Source organism: Paracoccus aurantiacus (assembly GCF_007993065.1).
GTDB classification, from domain to species: Bacteria; Pseudomonadota; Alphaproteobacteria; order Rhodobacterales; family Rhodobacteraceae; genus Paracoccus; species Paracoccus aurantiacus.
In genome coordinates this window covers 29,378-51,255 of record NZ_VOPL01000006.1, presented here as the reverse complement: position 1 = coordinate 51,255, position 21,878 = coordinate 29,378, and the positions used below count along the sequence as shown (strand labels likewise).

Genomic DNA, 21,878 nt, shown 5'->3' with positions numbered 1-21,878 from the left:
GATGGCGCATTTCACCTTTCCCCAGAAAATCCTGTTCAAGCATTGCGACCCGGCGGGGATCGGCTTCTACCCCCGCTATGTCGAAATCATCAATGACGCGGTCGAGGCGTTGTTCGGCGACTGCCTTCGCTGGTCCTTCGCGGAAATCGTGAAGGTGGGCGGCGTGCCGACGGCCCGGCTGAACATCGACTTCAAGGCACCCTGCCGCCTTGGCGAACAGATCCGGCTGGACATCACCATCGACAAGCTGGGCCGGTCCAGCATGGGCCTGACAATCGTCGCGCATGGCGAAGGTGTGACGCGCTTCACCGTCGATCAGGTCATCGTCTGCATCGGCAATGACGGCAAGCCGCGCAGCTGGCCGGATGCCGTGCGCAAGACAGTCAGCGACATCATGGAGGGGACGGCATGAAGCCAGAGACGATTCACCCGGACGGCTGGGCGCCCGCGCTTGGATACGCCAATGGCATGCTCATGCCAGATGGCACGCTGCATATCGGTGGGCAGATCGGCTGGAACCGCGACAAGGTGTTCGAGACCCACGATTTCATCGGCCAGATGGAACAGACACTGACGAATATCGCCGATGTGGTCCGCGCGGCGGGCGGCGAAGTGACCGACATTGGCCGCCTGACATGGTTCGTGAAGGACAAGGGCGAATACCTGTCCCGCCAGCGCGAGGTCGGAGAGGCTTATCGCCGCGTCATGGGCCGCCATTTTCCGGCCATGTCGATGCTGGTCATCAAGGACCTGATCGAGGACGAGGCCCTGATCGAGATCGAGGCGACGGCCTATATCCGCAAGGTATGAATGAAGGCAGCGTCAGATGCTGCCCGGGCGAATCGCCAACAGGCCGGTTTGAATTGCCTGCCGACACGATTTGACTAAGCTGGAAGGCGTTGTGTCTGTCGGGGAGTTACCTTGTTTTCCTTTCGCCATTTCGCGGCGGTTTTGGCCGCTGCATTCTTAACCAGTCTCGCCGCACCCGCGCTTGCCGTGCAGGATTGCACAACGGCCGAACCGACCGAAGGTCCGACTTTCCTCAGCGGGCCGGATTGCACCATCAGTTGGGTCGAGCGGGGCCAGTTGCATACAGTGATATGGCGGCAGGTGCAGGATGATTTTCAGGATGCCACGCTGGAACAGACGCCCGAAGGCGCGGTGCTGACGGCAAGCTATCTGCCCGATCTGATCGACGTGGATCAGGACGGCTGGCTTGATCTGGTGACATTCGTGCGCGTCGGCATGGTCAATGGGGTGTTTGGTATATTCTTCCAGAACCCCGACAGCGGACAGTTCATGCAGCCGGAATTGATCTATGGTCATTCCCTAAGCCGGGATCGCGACGGCTATATCGTCGCTGCCAGCCGTAACGGTGCCGGACAGCTTTTGCAGCTTTATACCGCCGCCAACCGGACGCTTTCCTTTCAGGTCGAGATAGATCCTTTCGCGATACCGCCATCTGGCGGGGATGGATTTGCATGTGACATAAGCGCTGCCATGCAAGGCGGCATCGCCGAGCCGCTGCCCGTTGGCAAGGTGCCGGATAATCCCGACCTGCTGGACTATTACTGCACGCCGACCCCGTCAGGAAAGCGTCGCGATGCCGACATCGAAGAAGACCCGGCGCAGGTGGACCGCGTCCCGACCGACACGGTGTTTTATTGCCGGCTTGAAGGCGGCACCCATGCGGTGACGATCAGCCGAACCGAAACGGGGATGCGCTACAGCTATGGCCCGCTGAACGGCGCGGCAGAACTGGTTCTGGACCGGGACTTGGACAAGCTTCGCATCCTGCCGGAAAACGGCGCAGGCCCAAGCCGCTTTGGCGAGATCAGCTTTGACAGCGGGGATTACACCTATACCGCCTTTTACAGTTATGAACCGTCCGACGATGCGGGCGACTTGATCCGGTCGGACCCTGACAGCCCCTATCCCAACGCCAGCTTCAAACGCGGTCTGGTCGTGACCAAGGGTGGCGACGCGGCCAATCCGGTCTTTGCGAAGGACTGCCTGCTGGCTCATTCCTATGACGCGCTGGCGACGCTGGAACCCCTGCCTTAGGCGAAGCTTTTCACCGTCTGCAGCGCGCCATCCAGCGCCTTGCCTTCCTCGTCCTGCAGCGCCGCCTCGCGCAGGCGGCGTATCCAGTCGGCGGCGTCCTCGCGATGCTCGACCAGGCGCGCACCCTCCATCACGCGGGCGAATTTCGACTGACCGCGGGCATGGGTGTCGGAATAGCCCTTGATGAGGCGCTGGTTTCGCAGAAGCTCGATCGCGACGGGTTCAGGCGCAGACTGCACGCGCGCAAGCCAGGCGTCGATATGCGCCATTTCCTGAGCGTGCCGCAGGGTGCGGCGTCGCCAGCCCTTCATGCCACCAAGGAGATACAGCATCGAAAACCCGATGATCCCGTCGCTGCGGATGCGCCGACCGCGATTGAACAGCCGGTCGATCAGCTTCATCCGCGACGGGTTCTGTTGCCAGCGTGCGCCCATTCTTGCCGGCAGGATCGAGACGATTTCCTCTGCGCGGGGATGCATGAATTCTGTTACCTGCATCAGTTGCCCGCCGGTCAGGCGCATATCCTGCGCGATGCGCGCGGTGCGGCCGGCGCGGGTCTTGGCATCGGCGACGCGGATCAGGTCGTCATAGGCCATGGCGTTGGCAATGTATTTCGCCGCCTCTCGTGTCAGGTTGCCGTCGCCGCTGTCCTGCGCCGCGATCACATCCAGACGATCCAGATATTCGCGGCCATAGGCGATGTCCTGAAAATCGACCACCTTGCGCAGACCGGCATCGGCAATATCGCGGGCCGGCGCCGGCGAGACGCCGAGCCGGTCCTGAAGATGCGCCCATTCGGCAAGCAGCTTTTCCGGCCCGCTGACCCGGTATGGAGCGTCTAGCGTTTCTGGTGGCGTTGCGTCGGTGCCGCTTCTGGCAGCGTCAAGGCCGACCGCAAAAGCGCGCAGGCTTGGCTCTACCCCTTTTCCACCGGCGCGGATCGCGTCCTCGAACGCCTCACGCCGGAAGGGAAGCGCGCCGGAGCCGGCAAGTGCGCCAAACAGAGTCGCAGAGATGACAGAGCCGCTTGCGATGGCGAGCGCGTCGAAATCAGCATGGATGACACGGCGTGCGGCAATCTCGGCGGCGGCCAGCACTTCTTCCGATGATGCGATGCCGTCGCCAGGCACCATCTTTTCGGATACCGCGAGCGCGCGATGTGTCGAGGTGATGAGCGTGGTCCGGTCCGGTGTGACGAAGCCGCGCATGATGGCGCGCCCGGCTTCCATCAGTTCGGCGGTTATCATGATATCCACGTCGCCAGCGGCGGGCATCAGGGAAAAGACCGTCTCCTTTTCGCCCGCAGGTGCCATCTCGACGTAATAAACCGTCGCGCCGGTGCGCTGCGCGACGCCAGCCACGCTGGTTGCCTGCGCCTCGTGGCCATTTGCGCGGGCAAGCGCTTCTATCCAGTTTGTCAGAACGCCGCCGCCCTGCCCGCCCACGGCAAGGATCGCCAGTTTGATGATCCCGCCTGCAGCATCATCAGACCGCATCGGACGGATCGGCGCATTCATGGCGAAACCCCCAGATCCAACCGGCGCTTCGCGCGTCGCGCGCTGAGATAGCTGGTGATACGGCCCCGGAATCGGGCGAGTCGCTGTTCGACCGGCCCCGGATTATGGATGACATCCGCGCGATAGAAGCTGGGGCACAGGATGGCGGCATCGGCGACCTCGCCGCAATTGCCGCAGCCGACGCAGCTTTGGTCGATGCTGGCAACAGGATCGTCGCGCAGAGGATCGTCCAGCTTCTTCAGCGACAGCGAAGGGCACCCGGACAGCCGCATGCAGGCGTGATCGCCCGTGCAGACGCTTTCATCCACGCCGAAACGCGGCACATCGACACGCCTGCCTTCTCGGATCGCGGCATTGCGCAGCGGCTTTTCCCGGCGCTGCCGGTTCAGCATGCATTCGGACGAGGCAACGATGACTTTCGGGCCCTTTTCGGCGGTCGTCAGCGCCTCGCGTATCGTGTCGCGCATCTTGCCGACATCATAGGTCCGGTCGATCTGGCGCACCCAGTCGATACCAATTCCACGCAAGGCCCTGCCAATGGGGTTCCTTGTCGATTTGGTCTTGCTTGCCGCGCGCGAGGACATGACGTCCTGCCCCCCTGTCGCCGCCGCATAGAAATTGTCCACGACGATTGCCAACCCGTCGGATTTGTTGAACGCCATGTTCCCGAATGAAGAACTGAGGCCGTTATGCCAGAAGCCGCCGTCACCGATGATTGCGATGGGTCGCTTGTCGCCGCCGCCGTCAAAGGCCCCGTTCGCCGCCGGGCCAAGCCCGTATCCCATCGTCGCGCCGCCGATCTCGAACGGTGGCAGGGCGGCGAAAAGATGGCAGCCGATATCGCCGGCGATCTGGTGCTTGCCCAACTCTTTCTCGACCAGCTTCATGGCGGCGAAAATGGGGCGTTCAGGGCAGCCGGTGCAAAAGCCGGGCGGACGGATGGGCACGGTTTCCGACAGGTCAGGGATTTCCAGCGCCTCGGTATTCGGCGCGCGCACCGTATCGGGCAGGATCTGCGGCGCGGCGTCTTTCAGGAAGGCGGCGATACCGTCGCGCATGACGGCGCCGGTATATTCGCCAGCCATCGGAAACACATCCTTGCCATGCAGCCGGACCTCAGAAGTGGCGCGGTAAAGGAAGCTGCCAAGCTGGGTTTCGATGAATTCCGGCTGACCCTCCTCGATCACAAGAATTGACGTCTTGCCGGCGCAGAAATCTGCAAACTCATCCGCGACCAAGGGATAGGTGACGTTCAGAACATAAAGCGGGATTTCGGAATCGCCGTGAATATCGGCCAGCCCCAATTGCTGAAGCGCGCGGATGGTGCCGTTATACATTCCCCCTTGCATCACAATGCCGACCGGTGCCGTTGCCGGGCCGAATATCTCGTTCAGATGTCGCTCGCGGATGAACCGCTCTGCCGCAGGCCAGCGGCGTTCGATCTTGTCCTGCTCGTGCCGATAGGATGCAGGCGGCAGCACGACGCGCGAGAAATCTGACCTTGGCGCAGCGACGCCTTCTTCGACGGTAAGTTCGGGTCGCCGGTTGTCGCGGCAGGTAAAGGTGCCGGTGACATGGCAGGCGCGGATGCGCACGGTCAGCATGACCGGAGTATTCGACGCCTCGGACAGGTCGAACCCGTCGGAAACAGCCTTGACGATGGATGGCAGATTGGGCCGGGGATCAAGAAGCCAGAACTGCGATTTCATCGCGAAGGCATGGCTGCGTTCCTGCATGATCGAGGAGCCTTCGCCATAATCTTCCCCGACGATCACCAGCGCGCCGCCCGTGACGCCCGAGGATGACAAATTGGCAAGCGCGTCGGATGCGACATTGACCCCGACCGGACCCTTGAAGGTCACGGCACCCCGGATCGGGTAATGAACAGATGCCGAAAGCATGGCGGCGGCGGCTGCTTCGTTGGCATTCGCCTCGAACCGGATGCCAAGATCGGACAGCAAATCCTGAGCATCCGCCAGCACATCCATCAGATGCGAAATCGGCGCGCCCTGATAGCCCCCCACATAGCCGACACCGGATTCCAGAAGCGCCTTGGTGATCGCCAGAATGCCTTCTCCGGTAAACTTCTGGCCTGCACCGAGCTTCAGATGTTCGACTTCAGCCTTGAAAGAACGTTCAGCCATCGCATTTCCCCGAGGTCGTGGCAGCCATTGTCGATCTCGCGGATTTCTCGGGGCGTATGGCCGGTGTTCCGGTTCCTCCGACCCGGCGCGACAAAGGCCGGTTGCATTATTATATGATAAGTCATGTAAAAAGCAAGAATTCTGTTCCCGGTGCCTTGGCGTGTCGCTTCGTCGTGCCGGGCCTCAGACAGGTTCGCTTCCTGTAACAACATGAAATGCGGTTGAAAAATTATGCCGAACGCGTCGGCGGGACGGATTCAGCTATGGCGTCATCCGGCCATCGGCGTTACGAAAGGGCCGAAACTTTGCATCCCGTATGAACGAATGAGCCGGAAATGCCTGAACATCATGAACAGGTCACAGAACTGGAACTGGAAGGAATGCCGTCCTTCCTGCTTAATCATATCGTTCACCAGTATCATCAGATTCTGCAGTCCCGCCTGCGATCGGTCGGGGTCTCGACGCTGAAGATGCGGGTTATCATCTCGTTGCGGATTTACGGCCAGCTTACGGTCAGCGAGCTTTGCAGCTATGCGATCGCCGAGCAGCCCACGATGAGCCGCGCGCTGGAAAGTCTGGACAAGCAGGGCTTTGTCGAACGTCAGGTCGGGGCAGAGGACAGTCGCCTGCGGCTTGTCAGCCTGACCGACGCCGGACGCCGGATCTTCGAAAGGATCGAACCGGAAATATCGCAGCTCAACGATTCCATGACGGCTGGTCTTCCGCCCGAGGAACGGACCGCATTCCTGGGCGCGCTGCGGCATGTTCTGGGCAATCTGCGCAATGTCGCAGCGGCGTCGGCGCGCTGATCTTTCGGGCGGGCTATGGCCGGATCGCCTTTCGGGGTAGCATCAAAAAACTTGCCACGCGGCAATTCATATGAATAATCATCTAAATGGCGCGCGCGATGCCGCGCCGGGCGAGGAGGGGCGTCGATGAGATTACCCGTTGCAGATGGATGTGGACCGGTCCGGTGAAACGGTCACGCCAATCATATGATGGTGTGGCACTGGTCGCGCCGGCCTCGGTTCCTTATCGGCGTTACTCTATCGAAAGCGCGCATTGGTGGATCGCGCAGGCGCTGCGGACGTCGCTGCAATCGGCGGGGCTGCAAAAGGCGGATCTGGACGGGCTTTGCCTTGCCAGCTTCACCCTGTTTCCCGATACGGCAGTCGGGCTGACCCAGCATCTGGGTCTTTCACCGCGCTGGCTCGATCATATTCCGATGGGCGGCGCGGCTGGCATCGTCGCGATGCGCAGGGCGGCGCGGGCTGTTCAGGCTGGCGATGCTGATATCGTGGCCTGCGTGGCGGGCGACACCAACCATATCGACAGCTTTCGGCAGCTGCTTTCCAGCTTCTCGCGCTTTGCGATGGATGCAGCCTATCCCTACGGCTATGGCGGCCCGAACGCGAATTTCGCGCTTCTGACCGACCGCTATATGCACGAATATGGTGCCACCCGAGAGGATTTCGGGCGCATTGCCGTTTCTCAGCGCGCGAATGCGCTGAAAAATCCGCGCGCAATCATGAAAAAGCCGCTGAGCATGCAGCAATATCTTGACGCTCGCCCGATTGCAGACCCGATTGCCTTGTTCGATTGCGTAATGCCATGCGCGGGCGCAGAGGCGTTTCTGGTCATGACCGTCGAGGAGGCAGAGCGGCGCGCCCTGCCCTATGCGACCCTTGCCGGCGCAATCGAGCGGCACAACGCCCATGCGGACGATCCGGTCCAGCTTCGCGGCGGCTGGACGATTGATGCAGGCGAGCTTTACGAAATGGCCGGCTGCACACCGCAGGATATCGACCTGCTGCAAACCTATGACGACTACCCGGTGATCTCGCTCATGCAGATCGAGGATCTTGGCTTCTGCGCAAAGGGCGAAGGTCCGCAGTTTCTGCGAAGCCGCGACCTGACGATTTCGGGCGACTTCCCGCACAATACCTCGGGCGGTCAGTTGTCCGGGGGACAGGCCGGTGCCGCGGGCGGGTTCATTGGACTGGTCGAGGCGATCCGGCAGGTCACAGGCCGCGCCGAGGGCACGCAGGTGGCAGGCGCGCGCACGGCAATGGTGTCAGGCTTCGGGATGATCAACTACGACCGGGGGCTGTGCACAGGTGCAGCCATTCTGAAGGGGGCCGGGCCATGACCACACCGCTGACGCCGCCGCCACGCAAGAACCCGGAAAAGCGCACCGTCTCGCCAACGCTGCCGCCGGCGATGCGCAGCCGGGCGGCGATGGGGATGACCGCCGCAGCTTCGGAAGGGCGCTTTGCGCTTCAGGCCTGCGCTGAATGCGGTGCGCCTCAGTATCCGGCGCGTGACGCCTGCGTCGGGTGCCTGTCGCCCGATCTGCGCTGGCAGGATGTCTCGCCCAATGGCAAGCTGCTGGCAGAAACGACTGTCCGGACCTCGACCAACCTTTATTTCAGGGAACGTGCGCCGTGGCGCACCGGCACTGTCAGGCTGGACGTGGGTCCAGTCATCATCTGTCACATTCACGGCGATGTCGCGCCGCATGCGCGGGTGCGGCTTTTGAACAGGCTGGACCGGTCGGGGCAGGGTGTCCTGATCGCCATGCCGGAACACCCGACACCGGATATGCAGGACGATCCCGAGATGCGCGTTTTGACCTCTGACCCGAAACTGCGGCGGGTGCTGATCGCCGACGGTCGCAACCCCAATGCACCCGCGATTGCGGCGGCGCTTGGCCGCGCCGGTGCGACCACGATATTCGTGGGAGAGGCGGAACGCTGGCGTCCGAATCCTGTTCAGGCTGCGCTTTTGGACCTGCCTGGCGTCAGCATCCTGCCGCTGGATGTGACCGATACCGCAAGCGTTCAGGAACTGGCCGGAGAGATTGGCGGAAAGGTCGATATTCTGATCAATAACGCGCGCTTCATCCGGCCCGGCGGGGTGCTGTCGCGCGGGGACACGGCGTTCGCGGCGCAGGAGATGGAGGTGAATGCGCTTGGCCTGATGCGTCTGGCGCAGGCTTTCGGTCCCGGCATGTGCGCGCGCACCGCCGATGGCGTCAACTCTGCCGTCGCCTTCGTCAATGTCCTTTCGGCGCATGCACTTGTCAGCCTGCCCGATTACGGCAGCTTCGCGGCGTCACAGGCAGCGGCGCTCTCGCTCAGCCAATGTCTGCGATCAGAGTTCCGGGCCAGCGGCTTGCGGGTGATGAACCTGTTTGTCGGCCCGACCGACGACGACTGGCACCAGCCGCTGCCACCGCCAAAGGTGACACCGAAGGCGATAGCCGCCGATCTGGTGCGCGGACTGCAGGACGGGCTGGAGGACGTCTTTTGCGGCGATGTGGCGAAAGAACTGGTTGAGCGTTTTCGCGCCGGTCCCAAGGTGCTGGAACGCGAAATGACGATGGGAGGAGGATCATGAGCGTACTTTCCGATCTGTCAGCGGCGCTTCGTTCGGGCGCGGTGCAGGTTGTGGACCTGACCCACAGGCTGGACCAGGACTTTCCCGTCATCGTGCTGCCCCCCGAATTCGGCCAATGCGCCCGGTTCCGGATGGAAGAAATCAGCGCCTACGACCATCGCGGCCCGGCATGGAAATGGCACAATATCAGCATGAGCGAGCATACCGGCACCCATTTCGACGCGCCGATCCACTGGATTTCCGGGCGTGACGTCCCGAATGGCGCAGTGGACGAGATCGACCCGGCGATGTTTGTCGGCCCGGTCGTTGTCATCGACTGTTCCGCCGGTGCGCAAAGGGATGATGATTTTGAGCTTACCCCGGCCATAATCGAAGGGTGGGAAGCCGAACATGGCCGTATCCCCGTCGGCGCCTGGGTGCTGATGCGCACCGATTGGTCAAAGCGAAGCGGCGCGTCATATCTGAACCTGCGCGAGGATGGCGCGCATTCGCCGGGACCGACTCCCGATGCGATCAGGTTGCTGGTCCATGACCGCGACATTCGCGGTTTCGGGACAGAAACAGTGGGAACCGATGCCGGGCAGGGCGGGCATTACACACCGCCCTACCCCGCGCATTTCACACTTCACGGGGCTGGCAAATACGGGCTGCAATGCCTGTGCAACCTCGATCTGCTGCCACCAACTGGTGCTATGCTGATCGCCGCACCCCTGAAGATCAAGGGCGGCACCGGCAGCCCGCTTCGGGTCATGGCGCTGATCGAGCGCCAATAGCCAGAAAAGATGCGATACTCGGTCGCCGGACCGATTCGGTCCCTCGGCTTGCATGGGGTCAGCCGAGGTTGCCCGAAACGCAGGCAGAAGAATGCTATCAAACCAAATATTTTAAGTTTGAAGTTGTATTTCATGATTAATCATGTGTAGGATTAAAGGAGTGGGCCAGCAGATCCATCGACAGGGGGAAGTCGGATGAACTTTTGGAAAACCATCGCCGTCGCAGCCATAGCGGGCGCTACCCTTTGTCTGCCCGCGCGGGCCGAGGATCGCATCAACGCCGTTCACTTCACGCCGACCCAGGTCGGCTTTGCGCAAAGCTTTCTGCGCTTCGTCGACAAGGTGAACGAGCGCGGCAAGGGGATCGTCCAGATCGACGTGCGCGGCGGCCCCGAAGTCATTCCGAACACCCAGCTTGGCGCGGCGCAGCAGTCCGGCCTGATCGACATGATCAACAATCCGGCCGGTCTCTATCTGGAAATCGTGCCCGAAGGCGACGCATTCTCGGCTGCGACGGTCACGCCGTGGGAAGCACGAGAGAATGGCGGCTGGGACGCCATTGACCAGATCTATCAGGAAAAGGGCAATGCAAAGCTTCTCGCCTGGGTCGATACCGGCGTCGGCTTCCATATCTGGACGGTGGACGAACCGAAGCTGCAGCCGGACGGAATGCTGGATTTCAACGGGTTGGTTCTGCGCGCATCGCCGCTTTACAAGCAATTCTTCGACAGCATCGGCGCGCAGGCGGTGGTGATGCCGATGGGTGATACCTACACCGCGCTGGAACGCGGGATGATTAACGGGCTGGCCTATCCCTCCATCGGATACAAAGCTTTCGGCTGGGACAAGTTCACGCGCTACCGCGTCGATCCCGGCTTTTTCGGGATGGACGTGCTGATCTCGATGAATCTCGACGCGTGGAACGACCTTACGGATGAATCGAAGGCGTTGCTGACCGAAGTGGCGCAGGAATTCGAACGCGAAAGCTCGGATGCCATCCGCAAGGAGGATGAGGAGACGCGTGCCCTGCTTGAACAGGAGGGGATGCAGGTTGTCGAAATGACCGGCGAGGGGCGGCAGAAGTTTCTTGACGCGGCCGCAAAGTCAAGCTGGGACCGCATGACTGCACGCGACCCCGCCCATGTCGATCAGCTTCGCGATCTGTTCAATTAAGCCTTGCCGGGCCGGGCTGTGGGTCGCGGCATTCCGCGGCCGGGCGACTGAGGCAGGGCCGAGGGAGCAAACCCTTCGCCAGTAAGAGGGCATATCTTGGACCGGCTTTTCGAATACACGGGCTACCTGTCCTGGCTTCTGGTTTCGGTGGCGAAGGTGATGATCGGGGTGGTAATCCTTCTGGTCATTGCCGATGTGGCGGCGCGAAACTTCGGTTTGCGCGCCATGACCTGGGCGATATCGGCGACGGAATACAGCCTGCTTTACATCACCTTTCTGTCGATGCCCTGGCTGGTCCGCATCAGGGGTCATGTCTTCGTAACCTTCCTGCGCGCGTTGTTCCCACCGAAGGCGCAGCGCTTGCTGGAGACATTGGTTTACCTCACCTGCCTCGGGCTTTGCCTTTATCTTGGCTATGTCGCCTTCGATCAGATGATGGCGGCAATCGCGAAGCGCAGCTTTGAAAGCCGCACTTTTGACATGCCGAAATGGGCGATCTATCTGCCTGTTTTTCTTGGCTTCGCACTTTCGGCCGTCGAATGGCTGCGCTTTCTGCTTGCGCCCGTCTCGATCTATGATGCCGGGCCACTGGATGCCGAGGGGCTGTGATGGACTGGCTTTATCCCTTCGCGGTGCTGGTCGGGACGGTCATCACGCTTATGGGGCTGGGTCTGCCAGTAGCCTTTGCGTTCTTCGCGACCAATATCGCGGGCCTCATGCTGTTTTTTGGCGGCGTCCGCGGGATTGAACAGATGGTGTCCAACTTCTCGGAGGCGGTTGGCACATATGCCTTGGCGCCCTTGCCGATGTTTCTGGTGATGGGCAGCCTGTATTTCCGGTCGGGGCTGGGCGAGCGGGTGATCCACGCGCTTGATCTTGTCGTCGGGAACCTGCGCGGGCGGCTGTCCTATGTCGTCCTTGGGGCGGGCGCGATCTTTGCGGCATTGTCGGGGTCGAGCCTGGCAAATGCCGGCATGATGTCATCGCTGATGGCGCCAGAGATGACAAAGCGAAGATACAAGCCGCATATGGCTTACGGGCCTGTTCTGGGCGCGGGGAACCTTGCGGTCATCATCCCGCCCTCGACGCTGGCGGTGCTTCTGGGCTCTCTCGCGCAGATAGATGTCGGCGCGCTTCTGATCGCGGGGATCATGCCGGGGCTTGTGCTGACGACGATGTTCTGCGGCCTGATCTGGTTTCAGACGCGTATCGACCCGGACGCCGCGCCGCAATATCCCGTGCCGCAGATCGCGGGTCGCCAGAAGCTGAAGGCCGTGATGGTCAATATCGTTCCGATGTCCTTTCTGGTCTTTACGGTCGTCGGCACCATCATCATGGGCATCGCCACGCCCACAGAATCCGCGGCCCTTGGATGCGCCGGGGTCTGTCTGCTGCTGGTCATATACCGCAAGTTCAGCTGGGGCGTCGTCTGGCGGTCGCTGGACGATGCGATGAAAGTGACCGGCATGACGTTCCTTATCATTTCGGCCTCGATGACGTTTTCGCAGGTCTTCGCGTTCTCGGGCGCGTCGAACGGGTTTATCCAGTCGGTGATCTCGCTTGATCTGGGGCGTTACGGGATCATTCTGCTGATGGTGTTCACGCTTCTGATCCTGGGGATGTTCATGGATCAGGTTTCGATGATGCTGATTACACTTCCGATCTTCATGCCCTTCGCTGCGCAATACGGTTTCGATACAGTCTGGCTCGGCCTGATCCTTTTGCTCGCGATCGAGGTCGGGCTGGCGACGCCGCCCTTCGGGCTGTTGCTTTATGTTGTGCTGGGGGCCTCTGGCGGGGATATGAAGCTTGCGACGGTTGCGCTGGCGGCGCTGCCATATGTGCTGCTGACACTGGTGCTGATCGCGTTGGTGGTGGCCTTCCCGCAGCTTGCGCTGTGGCTGCCGAGCCTGATTTGAGCATGACGGTCGCGCTGATACTCACATGGGATGGCGATGCGGCGCAGCTAACGACGACGCGGCTTTCGGCGGTTCTTGCGTCGGTGCCGGGTCTGCGGCGTGCCCTGCTGCACCGGCCCGCCGACTGGCCGGAACAGGAGGCGAGAGCGCCCGCCCTTGTGCTGCAACTGGAATTCGACGCGCTGGCTTCGCTGCAGGCTGCCTGCGCGGCGGAGGGCGACCTGCAGGTGTTTCCTGAATTGCTGAGCGGGATGGAACCTGCCAGCCAGCAAGCTTTCCGTCTGCGCCGATACGTGACGCCGGAACCGGCTGGCCGCGTGTCCTACCTCGTCCACTATCCCGGCCCCGCGCTTAGCGCGAGCGATTGGCTGGACCACTACGCCAGCCACCATATTCCGCTGATGCAGAAACTGCCCGCGCTGCGAGAGATGGAGATGCTGACCCCGATTGATCACGTGTCGGCACTGCCGTTCCCGCAGGCAAATCACATGCAACGCAACCGCGTGGCCTTCGACAGCCTGTCCGCGCTTGCCGCCGCGCTGCGCTCGTCCGTGCGCGACGAGATGCGTGCGGACGTCGCCGAATACCCGCCATATCGTGGCGGCGTATTTCATTTCGCCATGCAGACCGGGCAAATCGTCCCGGCCAGAAAGGAGTCCTCAGATGTCGCCTGAAACGCTGATCTACACCGCCGAAATGGTTTCGACCGCCGGTCGCGACGGACGCTCGAACCGACCAGATGGAAGCTTCCCGCTGAAGTTGACCGTTCCTGAGGCACTGGGCGGACCGGGGGGCGAGGGCACCAACCCGGAAGAGCTGTTTGCCGCCGGATATTCCGCCTGTTTTATCGGCGCGCTTAAAGTGGCGGGCCGGCAAGCGAAACAGCCGGTGCCGGAAGATGTGCAGGTCACGGCCAAGGTCGGTATCGGCAAGGTCGAAACCGGGTATGGGCTGGCGGTCGAACTGATCGTCGATCTGCCCGGCATGGACCGCGACACGGCGCAGTCGCTGATCGAACAGGCGCACCGGACCTGCCCGTATTCCAACGCCACGCGCGGGAATATCGACGTGAAACTGACACTGGCCTGACCCGATGCGCATCTGGTGGCAAAGCTTCATAGACGCGCAGTCGAACCCGGATTACATGGCGCGGCTTTCGGCCTATCTGAACGAGATCGCGTCGCCGGGGACCGAGGTTTTGCTGCGCGGGATATCTCCGCCGGACCGCGATTTCAGCCGGCTGTCAGAGTTTCGTTGCGCCATTCAGGCCATCGACCAGGCGCTTGATGCGGAGGCAGAGGGCTTTGACGCGGTCGTCCTTGGTCATTTTCAGGACCCCGGCCTGATGGAACTGAAATCCGCTGTCTCGATTCCCGTGATCGGTGTGGGCGAGGCAAGCTTGCACATGGCAGCCCAGCTTGGTCGCCAGATCGGGCTTGTGACGCTCGACCAGACTTTCCGGCATCTGCATCACGAGCAGGCCGATCTTTACGGGCTTGGTGGGCGGGTGACGCATATCGCGGCGCTGAACCTCGCGCCGCAAGATTTCGCGGGCGCTTTTCGTGGTGACAGCGCGGCCCGCGACAGCATGATCGCGGCGCTGCAGGGTATCGCCGCCCCGATGGTCGCTGCGGGGTGTGACGTTGTCGTGCCGGCCGGCGTGCTGCCGGGGTTGCTTATCAGCGCCGAAAAAGGGCTTTGCGTCGATCATGCCCCCGTCGTCAATTGTGTCGCGGTCGCGCTTTTGCACGCGGAAATGCAGGTCAGGCTGCACCGGATAAGCGGGCTCGGTCCCAATCGAGGGGCGTTTTGCGCCCATGCTGGCCAGCAGGCGATTGCCGATTTCCGCGCTTTGCTGGTGCGGCACGCGACCGCAAAGGAGCCACCGCAGTGAACCGGATCGACAAACTGAAGGCAGAATTTCCCCCAGCGGACCGCGTATTGCCGCGCCTGCTGATAGAGCGTGATGCGCAGCTTGGTGACGCTCCGCTGTTTTCCTGCGGCGACAGCAGTCTGAGCTATCGCGAGACGCGGCAGGCGGCGGCGCGCAATGCTGCGGCGCTTGCTGGTGCAGGCATCGAACAGGGCGACAGGGTCGCGATCCTGTGCGGCAACCGCGCCGAGTTCATGCCGATTTTTCTTGGATGCGGCTGGATGGGCGCGGTGTCGGTGCCGATCAACACGGCGTCGCGTGGTTTCCAGCTTCAGCATATTCTGTCGAATTCCGGCGCGAGGCTGCTGGTGATCGAACACAGCCTGCTGGACGCCTTGGACGGGCTGGAACTGGATCAGCTTGCGCTGGAAAGGCTGTGGGTGATTGGCGAGGGGTCATTGCCGGAACAACCCGGCCTGATCGCGGAAAGGATGCACGTGACCGAAGCCGAGGCCGCGCCCGGCGCGATCCGGCCAAGCGATCCGCTGACGATCCTTTACACGTCCGGCACGACGGGGCTGTCGAAAGGTGTCGTCTGCCCTCATGCGCAGTTCTTCTGGTGGGGTGTTTACACCGGCGACATGCTTGGGCTGCGGGCAGGCGATGTGCTGCACACGCCCCTGCCCCTGTTTCACACGAATGCCCTCAACTGCTTCTTTCAGGCGCTTCTGAATGGTTGTCAGCAAGTGGTCGAGCCGAAATTCTCGGTCTCGGGGTTCTGGAAGGCGATGACGGAATCGGGCGCGACCGTGACCTATGTCCTTGGCGCGATGGTTCCGATGCTTCTGTCGCGCCCCGCCTCGCCCGACGAACGTGGCCACCGCATCCGCGTCGCGCTGGCGCCGGGCGTGCCGGCGCCGGCAGCCGAAGCGTTCACAAAGCGCACCGGGATCGTCCTGCTGGACGCATATGGGGCGACCGAAAGCAATGTCGTGATCGGCAGCCGGATGGACGAAAACCGGCCCGGCTGGACCGGCTTTCTGCTTCCCGGTTTCGACGTGCGGATTGTCGACGAGGCCGACAACCCTCTGCCAGATGGCGAGGCAGGAGAGCTGGTGATTCGCGCTGATGAGCCTTTTGCGATGTCGCTTGGCTATTTCGGGATGCCCGAAAAGACCGTGGAAGCATGGCAGAACATGTGGCTGCATACTGGCGACCGGATGCTTCGTGCGCCGGATGGGTGGTTTCGGTTCATTGACCGGATGAAGGACGCGATCCGCCGCAGAGGAGAGAATATTTCATCCTACGAGGTCGAACAGGTGCTTGCCTCTCACCCGGCGGTGGCCGAGGTCGCGGTCTTTCCGGTGGCGTCCGAATTGGCCGAGGATGAGGTGATGACCACGATCATCCTTCACGACGGGGCCACGGTCACGCACGAAGAAATCCTGCGTCACTGCGAGGGCAAGATGTCATATTTTGCAGTGCCGCGCTTTGTCGAATTCACCGACGAACTGCCCAAGACCGCCAACGGCAAGGTGCAGAAGTTCAGGCTGCGCGAACGCGGTGTCAGCGATGCGACCTGGGACCGCGAGGCAGCGGGGATCAAGCTGCGGCGCTAGCCCGCTTTTGGCGAGGAATTGCGCCCGTCGGCTGGCGTGGGCCGCGTCGACCGCGCAGCGCGACGGCACAGAAACCGGCAATCTTTGACCGATTGAGGGATGCACGGGCAATCCCCGCTTGCCTGTGCTGTGATTTGGCTGCATTAGCGGCCGGATTGCCGAGGGTAGTGATGGCGAGTTTTAAGCTTTGGATCGGTGCATCGGCCGCCGACACGATAACACGCCTTGCCGTGCAGCTTGGCAGCACGATGGTCGTGGCACGCCTGCTGACCGCCGAGGAATTCGGCTTGGCCAGCCTTGTTCTTGGCGTGACGACGATCATGTCCGCCTTTATCGGCCTGCCGTTCGAGGAATCGCTGGCGCAGAGGCGCAAGCTTTACACGACCCATCTGGAAACTGCGCTTTTCGTGTCCGCGGTGCTGACGGTCATCTGCGTTGGACTTTCCGCACTTTTCGGGCCGGTGGTCGAACATTTCGCGAAGGCACCGGGCTTCGCCGTCGCGCTCGTCATCTCCAGCCTGTTGCTTTTCGCGCAAGGGCCGGGATCGGTCGCGCGCGCGATCGCGAGAAGGCACAGGCGATTCGTCGATCTTTCGACCAGCAATGCGCTCAGCACCGTTCTGGCCTGCGCCGTCGCGGTTCTGGCGGCCTTCGCGGGCTGGGGTGTCTATGCGCTTCTTCTGCAACGTTTGTTGCCGAACGTCTTCTATCCTGTCCTTGCGCTTGGCATTCTGAAGTGGCGCGGCCAGCGGATCTGGGTTCCGATGCGCTGGCATGGCGTCCGCTTCCGCGAGCTGTTCCGTTTCTCGTGGCTGCATCTTGCCGATGTGCTGGCGACGAATGCAGGGCCGGCGGCGCTGTCCTTCCTGATTAACGGCTTTTTCGGGCAGGCGATTCTGGGCATGCTGAATATTGCCTTGCGTATCGTTGATCCGCTTCGTTCAGCCTTGCTGAGCGTCGGGCACAACCTTGTGTTTTCGGTGCTGGTGCGGATGCAGAACGACGCGCGCAAGCTGACCACCAAGGCGGCAGAGATTTCCACCGGCGTCGCCTTCGTTGTCGTGCCCGCCTTTGTCGGGTTGGCCGTAAGCTCTCCGGTTCTGCTGCCGATGCTGGTCGGGCCGGGCTGGGAAAGCTCTATCCCGCTGTCGCAGCTTTTGTGCCTCGCGGTCGCCTTCTCGTTCCCGTTCAACTTCTACTTTTCGGGGTATTCTGCGCTTGGCAGGCCGGAATTCGGCCTGTTCGGCAGCCTGTTCTCGCTGATCGCGATGGTGCTGATCTTCGTGGTCGCGGCGAAACTGGGCATTCCGAATGTGGCGGGAATCGCCTTCGTCAGCTACGAAGTCGCGAAGGTCATCGCGGCGCTGATATTCGCGGTACCGGCATCGGGGCGCAGCCTGTGGCCGCCGCTGAATCAGCTTCTGCGCATCTGGATCGGCGCGCTGATTATGGCGGGCGTGATTCAATGGTTGTTTTTCAGCGGCACCCCGGCACAAGTTTCGGTTGTAAATCTGGTAGCCATTGTCTTGTGCGGTGTGATCGTATATCCGCTCGCCATGCTGGTGGTGTGTCGGCGTTGCCTGATGCAATTCCTCCAGCTTATGCGCGGTAACTAGTCCAGAGCCCCAAATTGCTTGCCTTCGTCCTTTCCGAGGATCATCAGTATGCCGTCCGCGATGTGCTTGAGACACGTCCGCACGGCCTGCATAAACGCATCTTCATCCTCTCCTACACCGAATTCCTGTCACTGCCGGAACTGCCTGTCGCGACGTATCTGTTTCTGGATATCGAGCGCCTGACGCCGCCGAAATATGCGGGCAGCATCGCGCGGCTGGATGCGCTTCTGGAAAAGCGCCCTGATCTGCGGGTTCTGAACCGCCCTGACCAGATCGTTGACCGTATGGAAACGATGAGCCGGCTTCACGCCGCAGGCATCAACGAATTCCGCCTCGTTCCCATTGATACGCCCGCATCCGAACTTCGCTTCCCGGTTTTCCTGCGCGGTGTACAGGATCATGAGGGCCCGAAATCCCAGCTTTTGCATAACGCCGATGAACTTGCGGCGGCCATCGCTGCGCTGCCTTCGCCGCGCGGCTACGGGATTACCGAATATATCGACGCGCGGAACGCTGACGGCCTGCATGAGAAGCGGTCATATATGCGCATCGGCGACCGGCTGTTCCCGGCGGCGCGCGATGTCAGCCTGCACTGGGTCTGCAAGGGCGAGTATACCGATCCGGCGGGTGTGCCCCAGCCGGAAGAGGAAATCGCCTTCCTGCGCGGCGAGCAGGATATGGAGGTCATGCGACGCGCCTTTGACGTGGCCGGGATTGAATACGGGCGTGCCGACTATGCTGTCGTCAACGGCCATCCGCAGATTTTCGAAATCAACACAAACCCCTGGCTGGAGCCGCCCGAGAATGTGCCTGCCAAGGCCCGGCGCGGCGCCCAGCTTATCATCGACAACTATCTGGACGGACTTACCGCGCTGGATACGAAGTCCGGTATTCCGCGGCCTGAATGGGTTGCGGTGCCGGGCGCGCTGACACTGCCTGCGCGCATTCTTCAGCGCCGGTCGCTGGTTCATAAGGTGCTGCGCGTGTTCGGGCGTCTTCACTGGGAAACGCGCGTCATGGGCCGTTTGCGCAGAATGCGTATTCTCTGACGCGACCATTCTGTTTCCGGTTCCGCGGATAGCGAGAGGAGATTGCCATGCAACTCGATCGCAGGTCTTTCGGGCTTGGTGCGGTGGCACTTTTGACCAGCAGCGTCTGGCATTGCAGCAGCGCGTCTGCGCAGGCGGTTCTGCCCGAAGCACCGGTTTCGTCCGGCACGCCCGGAATCGCCGTCGGGATGAACAGCTATCGCAATCGGGACGAGGCGGATCTGCGCGCCGAATTCGCCGATTACGTGACCCTTGGCGTGCGCTGGCTGCGTACGGACCTGTATTGGGCCGATGTGCAGGCTAACGGTCCGGGCGCCTATGATTGGTCCGAGTTTGACCGGATCGTCGATCTGTCAGCGGAATATGGCATCCAGCTTCTGCCGGTTGTCGGCACCACGCCCGGTTGGGCAAAAAAGGATCAGCAGGGCGCGTCGACGCCGGCCAATCCCGAAAGCTTCGGCCGCTTCCTGACGGCTGCGGTGCAGCGCTATCGCCCGCGTGGGATCCGGGTCTGGGAGATATGGAACGAGCCCAACCTTGCCGGAAACTGGCCACCCAATCCCGACCCAGCTGCCTATGCCGAAATCCTGATCGCGGCCCATAAGGCAATTAAAGAGCAGGACCCCGGCGCGACGGTGATTCTGGGCGGTATGGCCGCGGCACGCTGGACCGGCCCGCCGTTCGACATCCAGCACTATACCGCCCCCGCCTTTCTGGAAGCGGTTTACAAGGCTGGCGGCGGGGACGCGTTCGACGCCGTCGGTTATCACCCCTACAGCTATCCCGATGCGCCCGATCCCGATTGGCGCTGGAATGGCTGGGGCATGATGAGCGGTCCGCTGCGCAACGTGATGCAGCGGCATGGCGACGAGAAAAAGAAAATCTGGATAACCGAGTTCGGCGCGCCGACCAACGAGGGCGAAGGCGGCGTCAGCGAGGATGAGCAGGCGCAATACTTGCGCGACGCGGTGAAGCTAGCGCGCGATTCGGACTGGTCTGGGCCGCTCTTCTGGTATGCATTTCGGGACGTTGGCGGCGACATCGGCGATAATGAGCTATGGTTCGGTATTCTTGATGAAAATTCTCGGCGAAAACCTGCTTGGGATGCGTTTCAGGAAAGTTTTAAGCATAATCCTGTGGGGGGCGAGTAGCGACACAGTCTAGGGTTGTGGCTGAATCCGGGACGAAACACCGGATGGACTTCAACCAGAACGGATAGTGATACTATGGCTGTTAGCAAAGTGACTCCGGGTCAGCTCGGCATGGCGACCCCTTTCGGCGAACTGCTGGGCAGTTCGAACGCGGAAATGCAGGCGGAACTTGCAGATTACGCAAAGCTTGGCGTCGATTGGGTTCGGCTCGACATTCACTGGGATCTCGTGCAGCCCAAGGCGAATGGCAGCTATAACTGGACGCTAGTCGACCGGGTTTTTAACGCCATTGACGCGGCGGGCATGGAAGTGGTCGCGGTTCTGAATAACGTGCCGTCATGGCTGGATGACACGCTGTCGGACGCGGCATCCCAGAAGGCGCTTGCAGATTTCGCCAAGGCCGCGGCCCAACGCTATGGCGACAAGGTCAACTACTGGGAGATTCTGAACGAACAGAACAAGCACGGCGTCGATCCCGCAGACTATACGGCGGCGCTGAAGCAGACTTACACGGCGATCAAAAGCGTCGATGCCGACGATACCGTGATTACCGGCGGTCTGGCGGCGGTGCCATCGACCGGGAACGGAATGTGGGGTGCGGTCGACTATCTGAAGCAGATCTATGCCAATGGCGGCGGCGATTACTTCGACGCGGTCGGCTATCATCCCTACACCTATCCGCTGACCCCGAAAAACAACGCCTCCTGGAACGGCTGGGAGATCATGGAAACAGGTATTCGCGGCACGATGGTTGCCAATGGCGATTCCGACAAGCAGGTCTGGATGACCGAAATGGGCGCGCCGACCTGGGGCAACAAGGTCACCGTGACCGAGGCGGAGCAGGCGCAGATCCTGAGCGAAGCGGTGGAACTGGCGAAATCATACGACTGGGCTGGCCCGATCATGTGGTTCAGCTATCAGGACTCGGCGCTGGATACCGGGTTCGGCCTGCTGGATTCATCGGGCAACCAGAAGCTTGCCTATTCGACCTTCCGCACGCTCGGGAATCAGGACAACGACGTATCGTCCGTCAGCGCCCAGCCCATCGTGGTCGATATCATCGGAACGATGAACGGCGAGACATTGAACGGCACCGATGACGACAATCGTATCGACGGCAAGGGCGGCAATGACTATCTGCGCGGCCATGGCGGCAACGACACGCTTTTCGGCGGTGCCGGTGACGATCAGATCGGCGGCGGGGCCGGCAATGACAAGATCTATGGCGGTGCCGGCAATGACGCACTGGCCGGTGGTGACGGGGCTGACACCTTCATTTTCGAAGGCAATGTGGGCTATGACCGGATCACCGATTTCGACCAGAGCGAGAATGATCTGCTGGACATCTCATCCTTTGATGCCAATTCGCATGTCGCCGGAAACCAGTCCTTCACCTTCATCGGGGGCAGCTACCTCAGCAAGGCCGGGCAGGTAGGGGTCTATATCGACAAGTCGAACGGCTATACCTACGTGCAGGGCGACACGAACGGCGATGGGAAGTACGATTTCAGCATCAGACTGAACGGGGTCTATAACATCACCGCCGACGATCTGATCCTGTAGCAAGCGCGCTAAAACGGG

The 21,878-nt window shown here is 61.6% G+C and carries 20 protein-coding genes; 18 read left to right on the top strand and 2 right to left on the bottom strand.

The genetic code is table 11. The features are described from left to right. Position 1 precedes the first annotated feature (1 nt). From FQV27_RS14125 to FQV27_RS14115, 3 genes are all read left to right on the top strand, one after another. A complete protein-coding gene (locus FQV27_RS14125; protein WP_147099699.1) occupies positions 2-412 on the top strand; it encodes an acyl-CoA thioesterase in 411 nt (136 codons plus the stop codon). Then, complete coding sequence (locus FQV27_RS14120; RefSeq protein ID WP_147099697.1) at positions 409-810, top strand: RidA family protein; 402 nt, start codon at positions 409-411, stop codon at positions 808-810. The genes FQV27_RS14125 and FQV27_RS14120 overlap by 4 nt, the downstream gene beginning before the upstream one ends. Before the next feature lie 111 nt (positions 811-921). After that, entirely contained in the window at positions 922-2,064 is a 1,143-nt protein-coding gene (locus FQV27_RS14115) for a hypothetical protein (RefSeq protein ID WP_147099695.1), read from the top strand. On the opposite strand, the gene FQV27_RS14110 is transcribed toward FQV27_RS14115, so the two are convergent. Together FQV27_RS14110 and FQV27_RS14105 are read right to left on the bottom strand one after the other, a co-directional pair. Continuing rightward, positions 2,061-3,581: an indolepyruvate oxidoreductase subunit beta family protein gene (locus FQV27_RS14110; protein WP_147099693.1), complete on the bottom strand. Its 1,521-nt coding sequence runs from the start codon at positions 3,579-3,581 to the stop codon at positions 2,061-2,063. The genes FQV27_RS14115 and FQV27_RS14110 overlap by 4 nt on opposite strands. Next, positions 3,578-5,725, bottom strand: coding sequence for a thiamine pyrophosphate-dependent enzyme (locus tag FQV27_RS14105; protein ID WP_147099691.1), 2,148 nt, complete (start codon positions 5,723-5,725; stop codon positions 3,578-3,580). The genes FQV27_RS14110 and FQV27_RS14105 overlap by 4 nt, the downstream gene beginning before the upstream one ends. 335 nt (positions 5,726-6,060) lie before the next feature. Here FQV27_RS14105 and FQV27_RS14100 point away from each other — a divergent pair, with 335 nt between their 5' ends. From FQV27_RS14100 to FQV27_RS19285, 15 genes are all read left to right on the top strand, one after another. Then, on the top strand, positions 6,061-6,534 hold the full coding sequence (locus tag FQV27_RS14100; protein WP_147099689.1) for a MarR family winged helix-turn-helix transcriptional regulator: 474 nt from the start codon (positions 6,061-6,063) through the stop codon (positions 6,532-6,534). A 164-nt stretch (positions 6,535-6,698) separates the two neighbouring features. Then, complete coding sequence (locus tag FQV27_RS14095) at positions 6,699-7,874, top strand: thiolase family protein (RefSeq protein WP_246133112.1); 1,176 nt, start codon at positions 6,699-6,701, stop codon at positions 7,872-7,874. Then, on the top strand, positions 7,871-9,124 hold the full coding sequence (locus FQV27_RS14090; RefSeq protein ID WP_147099685.1) for an SDR family NAD(P)-dependent oxidoreductase: 1,254 nt from the start codon (positions 7,871-7,873) through the stop codon (positions 9,122-9,124). The genes FQV27_RS14095 and FQV27_RS14090 overlap by 4 nt, the downstream gene beginning before the upstream one ends. Beyond that, complete coding sequence (locus tag FQV27_RS14085; protein ID WP_147099682.1) at positions 9,121-9,897, top strand: cyclase family protein; 777 nt, start codon at positions 9,121-9,123, stop codon at positions 9,895-9,897. Before FQV27_RS14090 ends, FQV27_RS14085 begins: the two co-directional genes overlap by 4 nt. A 195-nt stretch (positions 9,898-10,092) precedes the next feature. Next, entirely contained in the window at positions 10,093-11,070 is a 978-nt protein-coding gene (gene dctP / locus FQV27_RS14080; protein WP_147099681.1) for a TRAP transporter substrate-binding protein DctP, read from the top strand. A gap of 96 nt (positions 11,071-11,166) precedes the next feature. Then, the gene (locus FQV27_RS14075; protein ID WP_147099679.1) at positions 11,167-11,679 is read left to right on the top strand and encodes a TRAP transporter small permease; all 513 of its coding nucleotides are present in this window, start codon (positions 11,167-11,169) and stop codon (positions 11,677-11,679) included. After that, positions 11,679-12,989 (top strand): TRAP transporter large permease, encoded by a 1,311-nt coding sequence (locus FQV27_RS14070; protein ID WP_147099677.1) that lies wholly within the window; start codon positions 11,679-11,681, stop codon positions 12,987-12,989. The genes FQV27_RS14075 and FQV27_RS14070 overlap by 1 nt, the downstream gene beginning before the upstream one ends. Before the next feature lie 2 nt (positions 12,990-12,991). After that, entirely contained in the window at positions 12,992-13,663 is a 672-nt protein-coding gene (locus FQV27_RS14065; protein WP_147099675.1) for an EthD family reductase, read from the top strand. After that, on the top strand, positions 13,653-14,078 hold the full coding sequence (locus tag FQV27_RS14060; protein ID WP_147099673.1) for an organic hydroperoxide resistance protein: 426 nt from the start codon (positions 13,653-13,655) through the stop codon (positions 14,076-14,078). Before FQV27_RS14065 ends, FQV27_RS14060 begins: the two co-directional genes overlap by 11 nt. A 4-nt stretch (positions 14,079-14,082) precedes the next feature. Continuing rightward, positions 14,083-14,883 (top strand): aspartate/glutamate racemase family protein, encoded by an 801-nt coding sequence (locus FQV27_RS14055; RefSeq protein ID WP_147099671.1) that lies wholly within the window; start codon positions 14,083-14,085, stop codon positions 14,881-14,883. After that, positions 14,880-16,481 carry an ATP-dependent acyl-CoA ligase gene (locus FQV27_RS14050; RefSeq protein ID WP_147099670.1) on the top strand — a complete coding sequence of 534 codons (1,602 nt, stop codon included), beginning with the start codon at positions 14,880-14,882 and terminating at the stop codon, positions 16,479-16,481. The genes FQV27_RS14055 and FQV27_RS14050 overlap by 4 nt, the downstream gene beginning before the upstream one ends. Positions 16,482-16,651: 170 nt before the next feature. Further along, complete coding sequence (locus FQV27_RS14045) at positions 16,652-18,097, top strand: oligosaccharide flippase family protein (protein ID WP_147099668.1); 1,446 nt, start codon at positions 16,652-16,654, stop codon at positions 18,095-18,097. 14 nt (positions 18,098-18,111) lie between these two features. Further along, entirely contained in the window at positions 18,112-19,146 is a 1,035-nt protein-coding gene (locus tag FQV27_RS14040; protein WP_147099666.1) for a hypothetical protein, read from the top strand. A gap of 47 nt (positions 19,147-19,193) precedes the next feature. Beyond that, complete coding sequence (locus FQV27_RS14035; RefSeq protein ID WP_147099664.1) at positions 19,194-20,297, top strand: cellulase family glycosylhydrolase; 1,104 nt, start codon at positions 19,194-19,196, stop codon at positions 20,295-20,297. Positions 20,298-20,372: 75 nt separating this feature from the next. After that, positions 20,373-21,860 (top strand): cellulase family glycosylhydrolase, encoded by a 1,488-nt coding sequence (locus tag FQV27_RS19285; protein WP_147099662.1) that lies wholly within the window; start codon positions 20,373-20,375, stop codon positions 21,858-21,860. Positions 21,861-21,878: the final 18 nt, after the last annotated feature.

Excerpts from the sequence above, each read along its gene's own strand:
- FQV27_RS14105 (WP_147099691.1), bottom strand. The coding sequence starts at position 5,725 with ATGGCTGAACGTTCTTTCAAGGCTGAAGTCGAACATCTGAAGCTCGGT.
- FQV27_RS14065 (WP_147099675.1), top strand. The coding sequence starts at position 12,992 with ATGACGGTCGCGCTGATACTCACATGGGATGGCGATGCGGCGCAGCTA.
- FQV27_RS14100 (WP_147099689.1), top strand. The coding sequence starts at position 6,061 with ATGCCTGAACATCATGAACAGGTCACAGAACTGGAACTGGAAGGAATG.
- dctP (WP_147099681.1), top strand. The coding sequence starts at position 10,093 with ATGAACTTTTGGAAAACCATCGCCGTCGCAGCCATAGCGGGCGCTACC.
- FQV27_RS14035 (WP_147099664.1), top strand. The coding sequence starts at position 19,194 with ATGCAACTCGATCGCAGGTCTTTCGGGCTTGGTGCGGTGGCACTTTTG.
- FQV27_RS14045 (WP_147099668.1), top strand. The coding sequence starts at position 16,652 with ATGGCGAGTTTTAAGCTTTGGATCGGTGCATCGGCCGCCGACACGATA.
- FQV27_RS14060 (WP_147099673.1), top strand. The coding sequence starts at position 13,653 with ATGTCGCCTGAAACGCTGATCTACACCGCCGAAATGGTTTCGACCGCC.
- FQV27_RS14120 (WP_147099697.1), top strand. The coding sequence starts at position 409 with ATGAAGCCAGAGACGATTCACCCGGACGGCTGGGCGCCCGCGCTTGGA.
- FQV27_RS14125 (WP_147099699.1), top strand. The coding sequence starts at position 2 with ATGGCGCATTTCACCTTTCCCCAGAAAATCCTGTTCAAGCATTGCGAC.
- FQV27_RS14085 (WP_147099682.1), top strand. The coding sequence starts at position 9,121 with ATGAGCGTACTTTCCGATCTGTCAGCGGCGCTTCGTTCGGGCGCGGTG.
- FQV27_RS14090 (WP_147099685.1), top strand. The coding sequence starts at position 7,871 with ATGACCACACCGCTGACGCCGCCGCCACGCAAGAACCCGGAAAAGCGC.
- FQV27_RS14070 (WP_147099677.1), top strand. The coding sequence starts at position 11,679 with ATGGACTGGCTTTATCCCTTCGCGGTGCTGGTCGGGACGGTCATCACG.
- FQV27_RS14055 (WP_147099671.1), top strand. The coding sequence starts at position 14,083 with ATGCGCATCTGGTGGCAAAGCTTCATAGACGCGCAGTCGAACCCGGAT.
- FQV27_RS19285 (WP_147099662.1), top strand. The coding sequence starts at position 20,373 with ATGGCTGTTAGCAAAGTGACTCCGGGTCAGCTCGGCATGGCGACCCCT.
- FQV27_RS14110 (WP_147099693.1), bottom strand. The coding sequence starts at position 3,581 with ATGAATGCGCCGATCCGTCCGATGCGGTCTGATGATGCTGCAGGCGGG.